This window comes from Gilliamella sp. wkB178 (genome assembly GCF_001690705.1).
In the GTDB taxonomy this organism is placed as follows: domain Bacteria; phylum Pseudomonadota; class Gammaproteobacteria; order Enterobacterales; family Orbaceae; genus Gilliamella; species Gilliamella apicola_K.
The window spans coordinates 182,797-198,628 of record NZ_LZGK01000013.1 but is presented as its reverse complement, the minus strand read 5'-3'; the positions used below and the strand labels follow the sequence as shown (position 1 = coordinate 198,628).

Annotated in this window: 13 protein-coding genes; 9 read left to right on the top strand and 4 right to left on the bottom strand. The window is 32.7% G+C overall.

Features of this window, described 5'->3' with window-relative positions; translation table 11 throughout:
* The first annotated feature begins 158 nt into the window (after positions 1-158).
* From A9G13_RS05130 to A9G13_RS05090, 9 genes are all read left to right on the top strand, one after another.
* Positions 159-1,211, top strand: coding sequence for an ABC transporter substrate-binding protein (locus A9G13_RS05130; RefSeq protein ID WP_065556538.1), 1,053 nt, complete (start codon positions 159-161; stop codon positions 1,209-1,211).
* A gap of 10 nt (positions 1,212-1,221) precedes the next feature.
* Positions 1,222-2,235 (top strand): FecCD family ABC transporter permease, encoded by a 1,014-nt coding sequence (locus tag A9G13_RS05125; protein WP_065557088.1) that lies wholly within the window; start codon positions 1,222-1,224, stop codon positions 2,233-2,235.
* 1 nt (position 2,236) lies between these two features.
* Positions 2,237-2,977 carry a metal ABC transporter ATP-binding protein gene (locus A9G13_RS05120; RefSeq protein ID WP_065556537.1) on the top strand — a complete coding sequence of 247 codons (741 nt, stop codon included), beginning with the start codon at positions 2,237-2,239 and terminating at the stop codon, positions 2,975-2,977.
* Positions 2,978-2,990: 13 nt separating this feature from the next.
* A complete protein-coding gene (locus tag A9G13_RS05115; protein WP_065556536.1) occupies positions 2,991-3,731 on the top strand; it encodes a substrate-binding domain-containing protein in 741 nt (246 codons plus the stop codon).
* A 212-nt stretch (positions 3,732-3,943) separates the two neighbouring features.
* Positions 3,944-5,239 (top strand): 2-hydroxycarboxylate transporter family protein, encoded by a 1,296-nt coding sequence (locus tag A9G13_RS05110; RefSeq protein ID WP_218059160.1) that lies wholly within the window; start codon positions 3,944-3,946, stop codon positions 5,237-5,239.
* 133 nt (positions 5,240-5,372) lie between these two features.
* The gene (locus A9G13_RS05105) at positions 5,373-6,530 is read left to right on the top strand and encodes an NAD(P)-dependent malic enzyme (RefSeq protein WP_065556535.1); all 1,158 of its coding nucleotides are present in this window, start codon (positions 5,373-5,375) and stop codon (positions 6,528-6,530) included.
* A gap of 114 nt (positions 6,531-6,644) precedes the next feature.
* Positions 6,645-8,273 carry a DcuS/MalK family sensor histidine kinase gene (dcuS, locus tag A9G13_RS05100; RefSeq protein WP_065556534.1) on the top strand — a complete coding sequence of 543 codons (1,629 nt, stop codon included), beginning with the start codon at positions 6,645-6,647 and terminating at the stop codon, positions 8,271-8,273.
* On the top strand, positions 8,266-8,949 hold the full coding sequence (locus A9G13_RS05095) for a response regulator (RefSeq protein WP_065556533.1): 684 nt from the start codon (positions 8,266-8,268) through the stop codon (positions 8,947-8,949). The genes dcuS and A9G13_RS05095 overlap by 8 nt, the downstream gene beginning before the upstream one ends.
* A 191-nt stretch (positions 8,950-9,140) precedes the next feature.
* The gene (locus A9G13_RS05090; RefSeq protein WP_065556532.1) at positions 9,141-11,594 is read left to right on the top strand and encodes an autotransporter family protein; all 2,454 of its coding nucleotides are present in this window, start codon (positions 9,141-9,143) and stop codon (positions 11,592-11,594) included.
* 101 nt (positions 11,595-11,695) lie between these two features.
* On the opposite strand, the gene yfbR is transcribed toward A9G13_RS05090, so the two are convergent.
* From yfbR to ftsA, 4 genes are all read right to left on the bottom strand, one after another.
* Entirely contained in the window at positions 11,696-12,289 is a 594-nt protein-coding gene (gene yfbR / locus A9G13_RS05085) for a 5'-deoxynucleotidase (RefSeq protein WP_065556531.1), read from the bottom strand.
* Between the two features lie 84 nt (positions 12,290-12,373).
* The gene (gene lpxC / locus A9G13_RS05080; protein ID WP_065556530.1) at positions 12,374-13,288 is read right to left on the bottom strand and encodes a UDP-3-O-acyl-N-acetylglucosamine deacetylase; all 915 of its coding nucleotides are present in this window, start codon (positions 13,286-13,288) and stop codon (positions 12,374-12,376) included.
* A 65-nt stretch (positions 13,289-13,353) separates the two neighbouring features.
* Complete coding sequence (gene ftsZ / locus A9G13_RS05075; RefSeq protein ID WP_065556529.1) at positions 13,354-14,493, bottom strand: cell division protein FtsZ; 1,140 nt, start codon at positions 14,491-14,493, stop codon at positions 13,354-13,356.
* A gap of 81 nt (positions 14,494-14,574) precedes the next feature.
* Positions 14,575-15,828, bottom strand: coding sequence for a cell division protein FtsA (gene ftsA, locus A9G13_RS05070; RefSeq protein WP_065556528.1), 1,254 nt, complete (start codon positions 15,826-15,828; stop codon positions 14,575-14,577).
* Positions 15,829-15,832 lie beyond the last annotated feature (4 nt).

Sequence of the window (15,832 nt, the reverse complement as noted above, 5' to 3'; positions counted from 1 at the left end):
CAATATAAATTATTTCCATAAAGCTATTATTTCTAGGCTGCAATGAATATTATTTGTTATTAGACTAAAATTTCGTTATATTAAAAATTATATAACGAATGTAATTTTAGATTAATTGATTATTAATTAACGTATAATATGTTTTATTAGGATGAGCAATGAAAAAATATAAAAAGTTCTTACTACACTTGGGTTTGTTTTTATCTCTGTGCTTCACTTTTACTTGTGAAGCTAAACAAGTAACTGATCAGCTTAATCGTACCGTTGAAATCCCAGATAAAGTTGAAAGAGTAGTGGTGCTGCAACATCAAACATTAAATCTAATTGTACAACTTAATCGTCAAGATACTATTGTAGGTGTACTGTCGTCATGGCAAAAACAGTTAGGAAAAGATTATGTTAAGTTAGCACCTAATCTAGCTACAATGCCAACTCCTGGAGACTTAACTTCAGTAAATATAGAAAGCTTAATAGCACTTAATCCACAAGTGGTATTTGTCACTAACTATGTCCCAAAAGATGTTATTGAGCAAATTGAAAAAATTAATATCCCAGTTGTTGCCATTTCTTTGCGAAAGGATTCAGCCTCAGAAGCAAACAAGATGAATCCAACTATGGTAGATGAAGAAACTACTTATAATGAAGGCTTGAAAGAAGGCATTTTACTAATTGGGGAAGTCTTAAATGCCCAAAGTGAAGCTAAATCATTAATTGATTATGTTTTTAAAAATCGACAAATTGTTACTGAACACTTAAAAAATATCCCCCCTGAAAAACGCATCCGTGTGTATATGGCCAATCCTGATTTAACCACTTATGGTTCAGGAAAATATACAGGTCTAATGATGGAACATGCAGGTGCAATCAATGTGGCAGCAACAACAATTCAGGGTTTTAAACAAGTTACTATTGAAAATGTAATGCAATGGAACCCACAAGTTATTTTCGTTCAAAATAGATACCCGCAAGTCGTTGATAGCATTTTAGCTGATAGCTTATGGCAAAATATTGATGCGGTAAAACAAAAACGTATTTACTTGATGCCGGAATATGCCAAAGCTTGGGGTTACCCAATGCCAGAAGCATTAGCTATTGGTGAATTGTGGATGGCAAAAAAATTATATCCTGAATTATTTGCTGATATCGACATGCAAAAGCAGGCTGATGATTACTATTTACGTTTTTATCGAACTCATTATCAAGGGTTATAATAGATTTGATATGACATTATTATCACATCAACGTATTGTTATTGGGCTGATTGTTATCACTATTGGATTAGCCCTATTTTCATTGTTTTTAGGCCATTATTCGATATCCATTAACCATATTTTCAATATTCTTTTTTCACCTTTTAAAACTAGCAAAGATCAATTATTAATATTTCAACAGCAAATAATTTGGCAGGTTCGAATACCGAGGATATTGTTAGCTTTTTTAGCTGGTTCTGGTTTAGCATTATGTGGAGCTGTATTGCAGGGTTTATTTTATAATCCTCTAGTGGATCCACACGTCATTGGTGTAACATCAAGTGCAGCTTTTGGCGGTACATTGGCAATTTTATTGAACTTTTCAACTTTCGGATTAATCGTTTTAGCTTTTTTATTCGGTATTTCGACGTTATTGTTAATTTTTATTGTGATTAAAAGTTTAAAACAAAACAATATATTAATACTAGTATTAATTGGGCTAGTATTAAGTGGTTTTTTTAGTGCTTTAGTTAGCCTGATGCAATATCTAGCTGATACTGAAGAAAAACTACCAAGTATTGTCTTTTGGCTACTTGGTAGTTTTGCTACTGCAAATTGGAATAAATTAATAATTTTAGCCATCCCGACTATTGTAGCTAGCTATTTATTAATTCGGTTAAGTTGGCGAATAAATATATTATCTTTAGGTGATAATGAAGCAAAAAGTTTAGGAATATCTGTATTATTTTCTCGTTGGTTAATATTAGTGTTATGCACTTTAATCATCTCAATTCAAGTGGCGGTGAGTGGTTGCATTGGTTGGATAGGTTTAATTATTCCTCATGCAGCCCGTTTATTAGTTGGTGGTAATCATCAACGTTTACTGCCTGTTGCCTTTTGGTTCGGAGGTGGTTTTATGATGATAATTGATGATATTGCACGTTTAATGAGTACTGCTGAAATACCACTTGGCATTATTACTGCCTTAATTGGTGCACCTTGTTTTGTAATTTTATTACGCCGACAAATTTTACCGAGATCTTAATATGCCATTATCAATACTAACAACTCATGATCTAGTTTGTGGCTATCAAGTTGAAAATCCTTTGACCTCATCAATTAATATCACGGTAAATAAAAACGACATCGTCGCAATTTTAGGTATTAACGGTCGAGGAAAAACAACTTTTTTAAATACTTTAATGAACATTAATCAACCATTATCAGGACAATTTGAATGTAACTATTCATGTTGTTATGTACCACAAAAATTTTCATGCAATCTTGATTATTCAGTATGGGAAATTGTGGTTATGGGCAGTGTAAAACAATGGGGACTATTTGGTAAACCCAGTAAAAAAACGCTGCAGCTAGTGCAAGAAATTTTAAATCAGTTAGGATTAGAGAATTATTATTCTCAGCCTTTTTCTCAACTTTCTGGTGGACAAAAACAGCTTGTATTAATTGCTCGTGCTTTACTAACAAAAAATAAAATACTTTTGTTAGATGAACCTACTAATGCTTTAGATTTGTTTAACCAAAAAAAAGTATTACATATTTTAGCTTCATTAGTTAAACAACGTGATTTGACGATTATTTTTACTACTCACGATCCCGCTCATGCAATGACCATCGCCAATAAAGTTTTATTGCTTGAGAATAACAGTTATCAATATGGTTTAACCCACTGTTTGTTAACTGAAAGTAATTTAAGTCGATTATATCATATTACTATGAAAAAAATAATGTTAGACAATATACAAACCATTATTCCTATTTATGACTAAGAGGTAAGTATTTATGAAAAATCAACTCAATATTTATGCCGCTGGTAGTTTACGAATTGTTTTTCCTGAAATAACAAAACTATTTACCCTAATTTATTCAACAGAAATCAACATTCAATTTGCTCCAGCTGGATTATTATGCGAAAAGATCATACAAGAAACAGCACATCCATTTGCCCACTTATTTGCTTCGGCAAATACTGCTCATCCACAAAATTTAGTGGCTAAAGGATTAGCTAGATCACACCATGTTTTTGCACATAATCGCTTGTGTTTAACGGTACGTAATCAACCTCAATGGACAGCAAGCGATGCTTTAACACTATTGCTAAACCCAGATACTCGTATTGGAATGTCTACGCCTAAAAAAGATCCATCTGGTGATTATACATTTGCCTTGTTTGATAAGATTGATACCCATCATAAAGGTATGGGGAAACAATTAAAAAATAGAGCTAAACAACTAGTTGGTGGTTCATTAACTTCTTCAACACCAATAGGAACCCTTCCTGCAGAATATTATTTATTAAATAATACGGTAGATGTTTATATTGGTTATGCAAATTATGCATCTAAAATTTTGCAAAATTCACAATTAGCAATTATTGAATTACCTACCGATCTTAACCCTGCAATTGACTACAGTATTGCATTACTTAATCATCCGCATCCTCAATCAAAATTATTTATTGACTTTCTACTTAGTCGTCAGGGACAAGAGTGTTTAAAAAAAAATGATTATATAACAATTTAATTTATAATAAGAATTATACATTAAATAGATTGATAGCTTACTTAGTGTACGTTATCAAAGTTTTTATGTCACCTTAAAATAAAATTACTATTCTCTTCACTTACATTAATTACATAACTAGTTAGTTTACTTTCCTATTCTTTTGCTTTTTTGATTGCTATTTATACTAAATATAGTTGTAACTAATAATTTAACTATCTTGAGGTTTATTTATGAGCATAATGCAAAGTTTAAAAGAAAATAAAATGTATATAGGATCTTTACCTCTACCTATTTTTATTGTTTGTTCTATTGTTATTATCATTGCTGCTCAACTCGATATGCTACCAAAAACATTAATTGGTGGTTTTGCAGTTATTTTACCTTTGGGTTGGTTGTTAGGTACTATTGGTCAAAATATTCCTTTTTTCAAAAAATTTGGTGCACCAGCTATTTTGTCGTTAATTATTCCATCTTTGCTAGTTTATTATGGTGTATTTGATGCAAACACATTAGCTGCAGCTAAAATGTTAATGAAAGATTCAAATTTTTTACTGTTTTATATTGCTAGTTTAGTCTGTGGTAGCATTCTTGGAATGCATCGTATTATTTTAGTACAAGGTTTTATTCGGATGATGATCCCTATGTTATTAGGAATGTGCTTAGCAGCTTTAGTTGGTGTTGGGGTAGCTGTAGCATTTGGTGATACTTGGGAACATGCATTTTTTTACACTGTTTCTCCGGTAATGGCAGGTGGTATTGGTGAAGGAGTACTACAACTATCAAATGCTTATAGTAATATCCTTAATCAAAATTATGATACCTTTGTTAGTGCCTTAATCCCCGCTACCGTAGTGGGTAACTTTTTTGCTATTACCTTTACTGCAATTATGAGTCGTATAGGTGAGGTTAAACCTTCTTTAAGTGGTCATGGTCAATTAGTAAAAATAGAGTTTGAAGGATTAGCTGAAGCAATCAAAGAAGATAAAACTCCGCTTGATGCTAAAGCTATGAGTGGAGCAGTTTTGATATTAGCGACACTATTTATTTTCGGTATGATATTAGAAAAATTCACTCATTTTCCTGGACCTGTGTTAATGATTATCGCTACAGCCGTCGTTAAATATTTTAGAGTGTTACCTGAAAGTGTTGAACGAGGTAGTCAGCAATGGTATAAATTTATTTCGGGTAATTTCACTTTCCCATTAATGGCTGGATTAGGTTTGTTGTATATTGACTTAGGTAGTGTTGTTAATGTATTAACTTTATCCTATTTTGTTACCATAATATCTGTAGTTTTAACTGTTTCAATGACTGGTTTTGTCTGTAGCTTCTTCCTTAAAATGTATCCGGTTGAGGCATCAATTATTTCATCATGCCAAAGTGGAATGGGCGGAACAGGTGACGTTGCCATTCTATCTACAGCAAACAGAATGAATTTAATGCCTTTTGCTCAAGTAGCAACTAGATTAGGAGGAGCTTTAATGGTTATCTGTACCACTGCCCTATTACGTTATTTACATATGTAATAACAGATAAATTACCAATAATAAATAAAGTAAGTTCAATGTATTAATTTGAGAAGTGTAATGTTATTTAGCTATAAATAGTTAACAGCATAAAATACCAATATCTATTAATCGTAATTAAAAGGTAATAATTATGACAACTGTCCAAGAAAAAGCTTTAGCAATTAGTAAACAAATGCATGGTAAATTTGAAATACAATCAAAAGTTCCAGTTAAATCAATGGCAGATCTCAGCGTTGCTTATACTCCTGGTGTTGCCGCAGTTTGTACAGAAATTGCTAAACACCCAGAATCAGTATATGAGTATACCAGTAAACATAATTTAGTAGCTGTTATTACAGATGGTTCAGCAGTATTAGGACTTGGTAATATTGGACCGGAAGCCGCAATACCTGTAATGGAAGGCAAAGCAATTTTATTTAAACAGTTTGCTAATGTTGATGCCATTCCGCTATCACTCAATACTCAAGATCCCGATGAATTAGTTAAACATATTGCAGCATTAGCACCCTCTTTTGGAGGAATTAATTTAGAAGATATTAGCGCACCTCGCTGCTTTGAAATAGAAAAACGATTACAAGAAATATTAGATATTCCAGTATTTCATGATGATCAACATGGTACTGCTATTGTAGTATTAGCTGCCTTATACAATGCTTTAAAAGTAGCTGGTAAAAGCAAAGAGTCTGCAAAAATTGTTATTAATGGTGGCGGAGCTGCTGGCCTAGCAATTGCCGATATGTTGCTTGCTGCTGGTGTTACTCATTTAAAGATTGTTGATAAAATAGGTATTTTATCTGAAGATGATCATTCATTACCCGCTCATCATTTAGCAATGGCTAAGCGAACTAATCGCGAAAAACAAAAAGGAACATTACAAGATGCGATAAAAGGTGCCGATGTGTTTATTGGTGTATCAGCACCTGGGGTTTTAAAACCTGAATGGGTTAAAACCATGGCTGAAAAATCTATCATTTTTGCCATGGCAAATCCTACACCTGAAATCTTTCCCGATGAGGCTAAAGCTGCTGGTGCTTATATTGTTGGTACTGGCCGTAGTGATTATCCAAATCAAATCAATAATGTATTAGCCTTTCCTGGAATTTTTAGAGGTGCTTTAGATGCTAGGGCCAAAAATATCAATTTAGCCATGCAGTTAGCTGCAGCTAAAGGTTTAGCCAACATTATTACTAAAGACAAACTTTCAGTTGATTGTATTTTACCTAATGCTTTTGAATCCAATGTTGCTAAAGTTGTAGCCGAAAGCGTAAAAAATGCAGCTCACAAATAATTAGCTTAACTAAATTATGTTAACAACCTACTAATAAAATTGATTATTAGTAGGTTTTTGTATTTATACGTTAAGATAATGGTATCTACCAGAGTTATAACAGTAGTGACGAAGATGAAATATTTTTTTAATCGACTAACCCTAAAAACTAAATTAATTAGTTTAATTTGCTTAGTGTTTATATTGTCAGTTATTGCTCAAAATATTTATATCATTCATATTGTTAATAATGAGTTTTTTAATCAATCTCGTCAACGTGTTGAAAATGTTGCTAATATTATTTCAACATCTAGTAGCATTATCGATAAAATCCAAAATCCCACTCCCCAAAATATAGAATTAATTCAGAATAATACAGAACAAGTAAGAGTACTCTCGCAAGTAGACTTTATTGTAATTTTTAATATGCAAGGAGTAAGATATTCTCATCCTGATAAACAAAAAATTGGACACTTGATAGTTGGTGGTGATGAACAACGAGCATTAAAAGGAGAGTCTTATATCTCTATCGCAAAAGGGACTTTAGGTGATGCTATCCGAGCATTTACTCCCATTTTTAATAGCGAACATCAACAAATAGGTGCCGTATTAGTCGGTCAAACATTACAAAAAATTGATCATATTGCTTCAAGAACAAGTAAACCAATATGGTTATCATTATTTGCATCCTTAGCAGTAGCAATTATTTTAGCCTATCTATTATCACGTAATATAAAGAAAATATTATATGGATTAGAACCCATTGAAATAGCACAATTATTTGCAGAAAGAGATGCAATAATAAAAACTGTAAAAGAAGGTATTGTTGTAATTAATCGTGATGGTTCTGTTACCCAAATTAATGATGAAGCAATGCGAATTTTGCGGATTGATAATAGTAAAAAAAATATAATTGGTAAATTAATTGATGATATTATTCCAAACACACGTTTATATGAAGTAATGGTGACAGGCATTGCCGAACATGATTGTGAACAAAATATTAATGGCGTTGTCATCTTAACTAATCGAATTCCTTTATTTGTCAATGAGTCATTAGTTGGCGCTATTGCTTCATTTAGAGATATGACAGAAATCCGACAATTGGCAGAAAATCTTACAGGTGTTAATCGTTATGCCGATGCATTGCGTTCTCAATCACATGAATTTAATAATAAACTTCATGTGATTTATGGTTTAGCTTTTAACGATAATAAACAAGAGCTAATAAATTATCTTGAAGAAATAATTGGTAATAAGCAAGCGGAATCAGGTCAAATTAGCCAATCCATCAAAGATCCTATTATTGCCGGTTTTTTAAATAGTAAATTTAGTCGTGCAAGAGAATTAGGGGTTTCTTTATCATTTAAAATTGATGGAGTATTAGCACAAATTTCTGATACTTCGGTTATACATGGTTTAATCACAATCCTTGGAAACTTAATTGATAATGGCTTAGATGCGGTACAATTTTTAGATGATAAACAGATCGATGTTCGTTTAACAGTTAATAAAGATATTTTTCAAATTGAAATTAATGATAATGGAGAAGGAATTTCAGCATCAGATATACAACTTATTTTCCAAAAAGGTTATTCGACTAAAGGGGATAATCGTGGAATTGGATTATATTTAGTTTTAGCTAGTATTGATGAACTTGATGGCCATATTCAATTGTGTGATCTGAATAATAAAAAAGGTACCTGTTTTAAAGTATCATTACCACTTAAAGAACTTTATCGAGAGAAAGTATGTCATGATTGATGTATTGATTGTTGAAGATGATCCAATGGTAGCTGAATTAAATAAAAAATACTTGCAGATGATATCTGGATTTAATTTAATTGCTAATGTTGGTGAAGGAGAACAAGCATTACATTTTATACATGATAATCATGTTGATTTAATATTACTTGATGTTTTTATGCCAAAATTAAATGGTCTTGAATTATTACAGCATATTCGTATTAGTTATCCAAAAATTGATATTATTATGGTTACTGCTGCTTGTAACACTAATGAAATTCAAACAGCTTTACGTTTAGGAGTGATTGATTATATTGTAAAGCCATTTACTTTCGATAGATTACGTACTGCATTAATTACCTACCAAGAACGCATACGTTTATTGTCATCATCAAAAATCTTGAATCAACATCAACTAGATGATCGAATCTTTGCCAAACCAGTAAGTAATAATAAAGGTTTACCAAAAGGTATTGATATACAAACCTTACAAACTGTTCGTGACGCTATAATTAAGTGTCAAAGTGATTTTTCAATGAGTGATATTGTTGAATTAATTCCACTATCACGTATTTCATTAAAAAAATATTTGGATTACTTAGAAGATCTTGGGGAACTTGAAAGCTATTTAACTTATTTAGCAGTAGGTAGACCTGTAAAGCGTTATATTTATCCAAATAAAGCTAACGATTAATCTCATTTATTAAATGTTAGTATTTATTAATAGATCTTTATTACTAATCTAACCTATAGGCTAATTCATTATAATTTATTATAAGAAACATATAGTTAAAAAAACTATATTAACATTCTTTAAAATAGTATTGATTATCATTATTAATTAGATATTATCTTATTACCTAAAACCACATAAAAGATAATAAAATGAAATTAAAATCCGTTACTTTATTAATAATAAGTGCTTTATGTACTAATTATGTACACGCGAAAAACTATGATGCTACTTCAAATGTCACCTTACCTTTTAATCAATTTAGTGAACGCTACTTTTTAACCAATAGTAATTCAACTCCTGTTAATATTAACGTTTCTGACGGTCTGACCGTTAATAGTGAAGGATCTTTCCACTTGGGCTTTAGTGGTAAAACCGACACTGAAACGCCGTCAGTTGCCGCAGGAGATATTAACATGAATATTAATGGCAATTTTCAAATTTATAATGATACTTGGATAGGTAAATTTGATACAAAATTCTTTACTCAATATCTTGGTTTGCATAAAGACTATCCATATGATCCTATTAATCATGACATTAATGTCCATGTTACGGGTGATATTAATGTCGAATTAGGCGCAGATAAAAAAAGAGGTGGACTCATGATTTTAGCAGGTAATGTCATGGGTACCGGAGCAAATACTAGTGGTAAAACTACTGTTAAGGTAGACGGCGATACCAATATCCGTAGTGGTGATAACCATTTAGCAGGAACTACATTAGCACCAGCTAAACTAATTACCCGTAGTTTTAACTTAACAGGTGGTGATATTGAGATTATTGGAGCAAAAACCATATTAGAAACAACGAATAATGACATCAACAGGTCATCTGTGTTGGTAGGTAAAACAGGAAAAATGATAATCATGCGTGGTGGTACCGTTGATGTTAGCAACGGTGGTAATTTTAATGTGATACAACAAGGTATATTAAGTGCCAGCCGAGGTAATGGCTTTGTTAAACTCGCGTCAGATGGACAGTTGAATGTTGGCAAAAATGCCACTATTGAATCCACTAAGGGCTCACTGAATATTGGAGATCAAGCGAACAAGACATCGCAATTAAATATCGAAGGAATTATTAGTTTTGGTATCTCTGACTCACAACAGATAAATAATATTAATGGTGATAATATCAATGTCAAATCTTCTGCCAAATTTACAGGTACTGATGACTTTATCAAAAAAGGGCTTAAATATACAGAAACCGAAGCTAATACCTCTGTATTATCAGCAAATAATTCATTAAAAATTGCTAATATTAAAAATGGTGAAACTAAATCGCTTATTCAAAATATATATGGCGATCTGAATTTTAAACTAACTGGTAATGAGCTAAAATTTGTTAATGCTAGTAATATTACTGATTTTACCAATGCGTCACAAACAAAAGCAGCTGCTGATCGTCAAATTTCTCGTTATTATCAACAAGTAGGAACCGGTTCTAAAAATGTAGCAAAACGATTTGCCCAAAATTTAGCAAAAGTTTCGTATGAATCATTTTATAACCCTACAAACAATGGTAACGTGGTTTCTGATAAATCTTTAGCAGGAGATTTAAACTGGGATGTATTAAGTGCAATGGGACGTGGTAATTTAGCTGTGGAGAATCGAGGGACCACACTACAATTTAATCGCGCATTAGCCGGAATATATAATAACAATCACGGGTTACATTTAACTGAAATAGCACTTAATTCATTTAACTATACTAAATCAACTTTAGATAACCGTATGCAACAATTTTACCAAACCGAAAAATTAGCAGAGAATGATGATAATTTATGGATAAACCTTACTCACCATTATGAAAATACAGACAATCATCAGGGTATTTCTGGCTATAAATATACTTCTAACGGTTTTATCATGGGTTATGATAAAGAAGTTATTGATAATTTATTAATCGGCTCTGCAATAGGTTATGAATCTGGTGACTATAAAAATAAAGCAACATCATCCAACGATTCCGATATTAAAAATTACCAAATCCAACTTTATTCTAACTATAAATGGCCAACCAACATTGTTACTTCTGCCTATGCGGGTTTTTCTTATGGAAAAAATCATCTGAAAGCAAACGATCGGTACAATCCAATTAAAGAAAAGTTCCATAGCAATACTTGGGATATTGGGGCAACAGTTGGTTACCAGTGGAAAGATATAAAACAATTAACATTGACACCAACTATTGGCTTAACTTATGTTAATACTGAAAATAGTGCACATAATGTAAGTTACAATAATATTGATTTAGTTAAATACGGAAAAGCTTCAAATGAGGCATTATTAATTCCAATCGATTTAATGGCTAACTATTCGATTTGGCAAGATAAGGATAATCAATTAATATTTCGAGCCAAGACAGGCTATTTATTTATTTTAAGTGATGATGAATTTGATAGTGATATTACTTTTAATGGTATTAATGGCTTATCTAAAATGAGCGCAAACACGTCTAATCGTAGCAAAAATCAATACAATATTGGTGGCGGTATAACCTATAAATACAATTTGGTTGATGTTAATATTGATTATCAATACTTTGGTGAAAGTAAGAGAAACTCAAATTATATAACCGCACTTGCCAAAATTAGTTTTTAATTATTGTTATTAATTAACTGGATATAGATGATACTTTATCTTTTTTTAGAGGATCATCTATATTAAGTTTTGTTTTTTTCTTATAGAAATAAACTAGTAAACTATTTATCCATTGTAATTTCATCTAATGACAAACTAAAACTTGGCACAAATACATCTAAAAAATAATCCATTTCGGAACTAGATCTTTCTGATAATGTCTTTTTTAACCGTTGTTCCGCTAATTTGAATTCTTTATTACCAGCACTTAATTCTTCAATAGTTTTTAGGTAAGCACATAATGCATCAGCTTGTTTAACAATATTTTTTTCATCTTCAGTGTAAAAATCATCATCAATTAATGTTCTAAAATCTTCCTGTAATTCTTTAGGTAACATATTGATAAGTTTATTTTGAGCAATCTTTTCTATCTTTTTATATTCAGAGGTTATTTGCGGATTATAATATTTGGTCGGCGTCGGTAAATCCCCTGTCAATACTTCTGATGCATCATGATACATAGCCAATAGAGCTATCCTTTCAGGATTTACTTTCCCATTAAAACGTTTATTTTTTATAATTGCTAAGGCATGTGCTACAAAAGCGACTTGTAAACTATGTTCTGACACATTTTCAATTATAATGTTACGCATTAAAGGCCAACGGTTAATTAACTTCAGGCGTGATAAATGAGCAAAAAAATGACTTTTATCCATATATTACTCTCTGTGATTATAAAATAAAAAACGCTCCCATTATTAATGGAAGCGTTTATAAAAAAATTTTCTTTAATAAAAAATTTACGCTAATACAAGCTGCTGAGTACTTAAAGCAACAGGAACTGTTTGTTCTTCTGTAAATGTTACAAATTCCCAAGCATCTTGTTTCGCTAATAATGCCTGTAATAACTGATTATTAAGTGCATGACCTGATTTATAGCAAACCACTTCACCAATCATATTATGGCCACTCATATATAAATCACCAATAGTATCAAGCATTTTATGACGTACAAATTCATCTTCAAAACGCAAACCATCTTCGTTCAATACTTTATAATCGTCTACTACGATAGCACAATCCAAACTACCGCCTAAACATAATCCTTTTGACTGTAAAGCTTCAATGTCACGCATAAAGCCAAAAGTCCTTGCTCGGCTAATCTGACGAATAAAAGATTCAGACGAAAAATCGAGTTGGTAACGTTGCGAACTATTATCAATAGCGGGATGATGAAAATCTATAGTAAAATCCAATCTAAAACCGCTATATGGTCTAATTTCCGCCCATTTATCACCATTTTCAACACGCACAGTTTCTTTAATCCGAATGAATTTTTTTAGTGCATTTTGTTCGGTAATACCTGCATCAAGTAGTAAATAAACAAATGGACTTGCACTACCATCCATAATCGGGATTTCTGGGGCGTTAACTTCAATAATAATATTATCAATACCTAATCCAGCTAATGCAGAATTAATATGTTCAACAGTCGAAATTCGAACATTATCTTCATTAACTAAACAAGTACAAAGCATAGTATCCCGTACAGATTTAGCATCGACAGGAAAATCAATACATGGATTTAAATCGGTACGACGATATATAACACCTGTATTTTCAGGTGCAGGACGCAACGTTAAAGTAACTTTTTTGCCGGTATGCAAACCAACTCCAGTTGCTTGTATTGTCTTTTTCAATGTTCTTTGTTTCACTTTGCACCTACTTTATTATTTGTTTCTATTGTTATATGACAATAAAAATTCAAATAAGTTCAATCTTAATTTGCCTGCTTACGGATAAAAGCAGGAATATCTAAAATCTTATTATCCTCAAGAGGAGATATAACTTGTTCGTTCACAACTTTAGCCAATTTTTCTTCTTGCTGTCCTATCGGATTACTTTGGCTAAATAATGAATTTTGAGGAACAGATTTAGTAATTTTGGCCTCAGGGCGTTTATCCATTCCAATACCTGTTGCAACAACTGTAACTCGAATTTCATCTGACATGTCTGGATCAAAAGTTGTACCAACAACAACAGTTGCATTATCAGAAGCAAATGCTCGTACAGTACTACCTACAGTTTCAAACTCTTCTAAACCAAGATCTAAACCAGCGGTAACATTAACTAAAACACCACGAGCACCAGATAAATCAATATCTTCAAGCAATGGACTTGAAATTGCCATTTCAGCAGCTTCTTCGGCTCGATTATCTCCACTGGCACGACCTGAACCCATCATTGCATATCCCATTTCTGACATCACTGTTCTTACATCAGCAAAGTCCACATTAATATGCCCTGGCTTGGTAATTAATTCTGCAATACCTTGTACTGCACCTTTTAAAACTCCATTGGCTGCAGCAAAAGCATCTAATAATTTAACACCGCGACCTAACACTTTTAATAATTTATCATTTGGGATTGTGATAAGTGAGTCAACATGCTTGGCTAATTCAGCAATACCTTGCTCAGCAAAAGCCATACGTTTCTTACCTTCGAAACCAAACGGTTTAGTCACCACTGCCACAGTCAAAATTCCTAATTCTTTGGCTATTTCTGCAACAACTGGGGCGGCTCCGGTACCTGTACCTCCTCCCATGCCTGCCGCAATAAATACCATGTCAGCCCCTTCAATCGCGCTGCGAATAACTTCACGATCTTCTTCAGCTGAATTCCTACCCACTTCTGGATTAGCACCAGCACCAAGTCCTTTTGTAACATTAGTACCGATTTGGATAGTTTGACCAACCTTAATTCTTTTTAATGCTTGTGCATCTGTATTTGCCGCAAAAAACTCTACACCTTCAATATGCTCAGCAATCATATGCTCAACCGCATTACCACCGCCGCCACCGACACCAATAACTTTAATGACTGCTGCTGGTTCATCATCTGCAACCATAGGCTCAAACATAACTTATCTCCAAATTTACGATCTTAGAACATTGTACAGATAACCGTCCACAATGTCCACGAAGTTCTTGAAATATATTAGCTAAAATTCTTTTTTAAACCATCCTGTCAAACGTTTAGCTATCCCTTTAAATGATGATTTACTACTATCTTTAGCATCATCATTCAATAAACTTTGTTTTCCGTAATGCAATAAACCTACAGCAGTTGAACAATAAGGCTTCTGCACATAATCAGTTAATCCTGAAATATTCAATGGCTGCCCCACGCGCACTTGATTTTGAAAAACTTTTTCTGCACACTCTACCATACCTTTAATTTGTGCGGCACCACCTGTTAACACAATACCTGCTGCTAATTGATATTTTACATTTTGTTTTTTTAGTTCGTCTTGCAAAGTTAACAATTCTTTTTGTACTAATGACAATAATTCTGAATAACGGGGTTCAATTACATCAGCAAGTGTTTGCCGTTGTAAAGATCGTGATGGCCGACCACCAACACTTGGTACATCAATTACCTCATCTTTACCAATTAGTGAACCAACTGCACAGCCATAACGAATTTTAATATTTTCAGCATCCATTGGTGGCGCACCAAATGCATAAGCAATATCACTGGTTACTACATTACCGGCATATGGGATCACCACTGAATGTCGTAAAGCACCACCGGTATAAACGGTAACATCCATTGTTCCCCCGCCCATATCGATCACACACACACCAAGTTCTTTTTCATCATCAGTTAATACTGCATCACTAGAAGCTAGTCCAGAAAAAATAAGTTGATCTACTTTTAAACCACAACGTTCAACTGCTTTCACAATATTTCTAGCCATATCATTGTGGCAGGTAACTAAATGAACTTTAGCTTTCATTCGCACACCAGAAAGACCGATTGGATTTTTTATGCCTTCTTGTAAATCAATTGAATATTCTTGAGCAATAACATGTAAGATACGATGTTCATCTAAAATCCGCACTGATTTTGCTGTATGCACTACATTCTCAACATCTTCTACAGTAACTTCTTCTTCTGAAATTGGTACCATCCCTATTTCATTTTGACAACGAATATGCTTCCCAGAAAGGCTTAAATAAACAGAAGAAATTTGACAATCAGCCATTAATTCAGCTTGATCAATCGCTCGTTGGATAGATTTAACGACTGATTCAAGGTCATTAACACCACCTTTATCAACACCTTTGGATGGACAATGACCTACCCCAATGATATTAACAATACCATCCGGCAAAACCTCACCAACTAGTGCTAGTACTTTAGATGTACCGACCTCTAAACCAACAACCAATTTTTTCTCTGTTGCTTTCATACTT

Coding starts and splice junctions, on each gene's coding strand:
- A9G13_RS05130 (WP_065556538.1), top strand. CDS start 159: ATGAAAAAATATAAAAAGTTCTTACTACACTTGGGTTTGTTTTTATCT.
- A9G13_RS05125 (WP_065557088.1), top strand. CDS start 1,222: ATGACATTATTATCACATCAACGTATTGTTATTGGGCTGATTGTTATC.
- A9G13_RS05120 (WP_065556537.1), top strand. CDS start 2,237: ATGCCATTATCAATACTAACAACTCATGATCTAGTTTGTGGCTATCAA.
- A9G13_RS05115 (WP_065556536.1), top strand. CDS start 2,991: ATGAAAAATCAACTCAATATTTATGCCGCTGGTAGTTTACGAATTGTT.
- A9G13_RS05110 (WP_218059160.1), top strand. CDS start 3,944: ATGAGCATAATGCAAAGTTTAAAAGAAAATAAAATGTATATAGGATCT.
- A9G13_RS05105 (WP_065556535.1), top strand. CDS start 5,373: ATGACAACTGTCCAAGAAAAAGCTTTAGCAATTAGTAAACAAATGCAT.
- dcuS (WP_065556534.1), top strand. CDS start 6,645: ATGAAATATTTTTTTAATCGACTAACCCTAAAAACTAAATTAATTAGT.
- A9G13_RS05095 (WP_065556533.1), top strand. CDS start 8,266: ATGATTGATGTATTGATTGTTGAAGATGATCCAATGGTAGCTGAATTA.
- A9G13_RS05090 (WP_065556532.1), top strand. CDS start 9,141: ATGAAATTAAAATCCGTTACTTTATTAATAATAAGTGCTTTATGTACT.
- yfbR (WP_065556531.1), bottom strand. CDS start 12,289: ATGGATAAAAGTCATTTTTTTGCTCATTTATCACGCCTGAAGTTAATT.
- ftsZ (WP_065556529.1), bottom strand. CDS start 14,493: ATGTTTGAGCCTATGGTTGCAGATGATGAACCAGCAGCAGTCATTAAA.
- ftsA (WP_065556528.1), bottom strand. CDS start 15,828: ATGAAAGCAACAGAGAAAAAATTGGTTGTTGGTTTAGAGGTCGGTACA.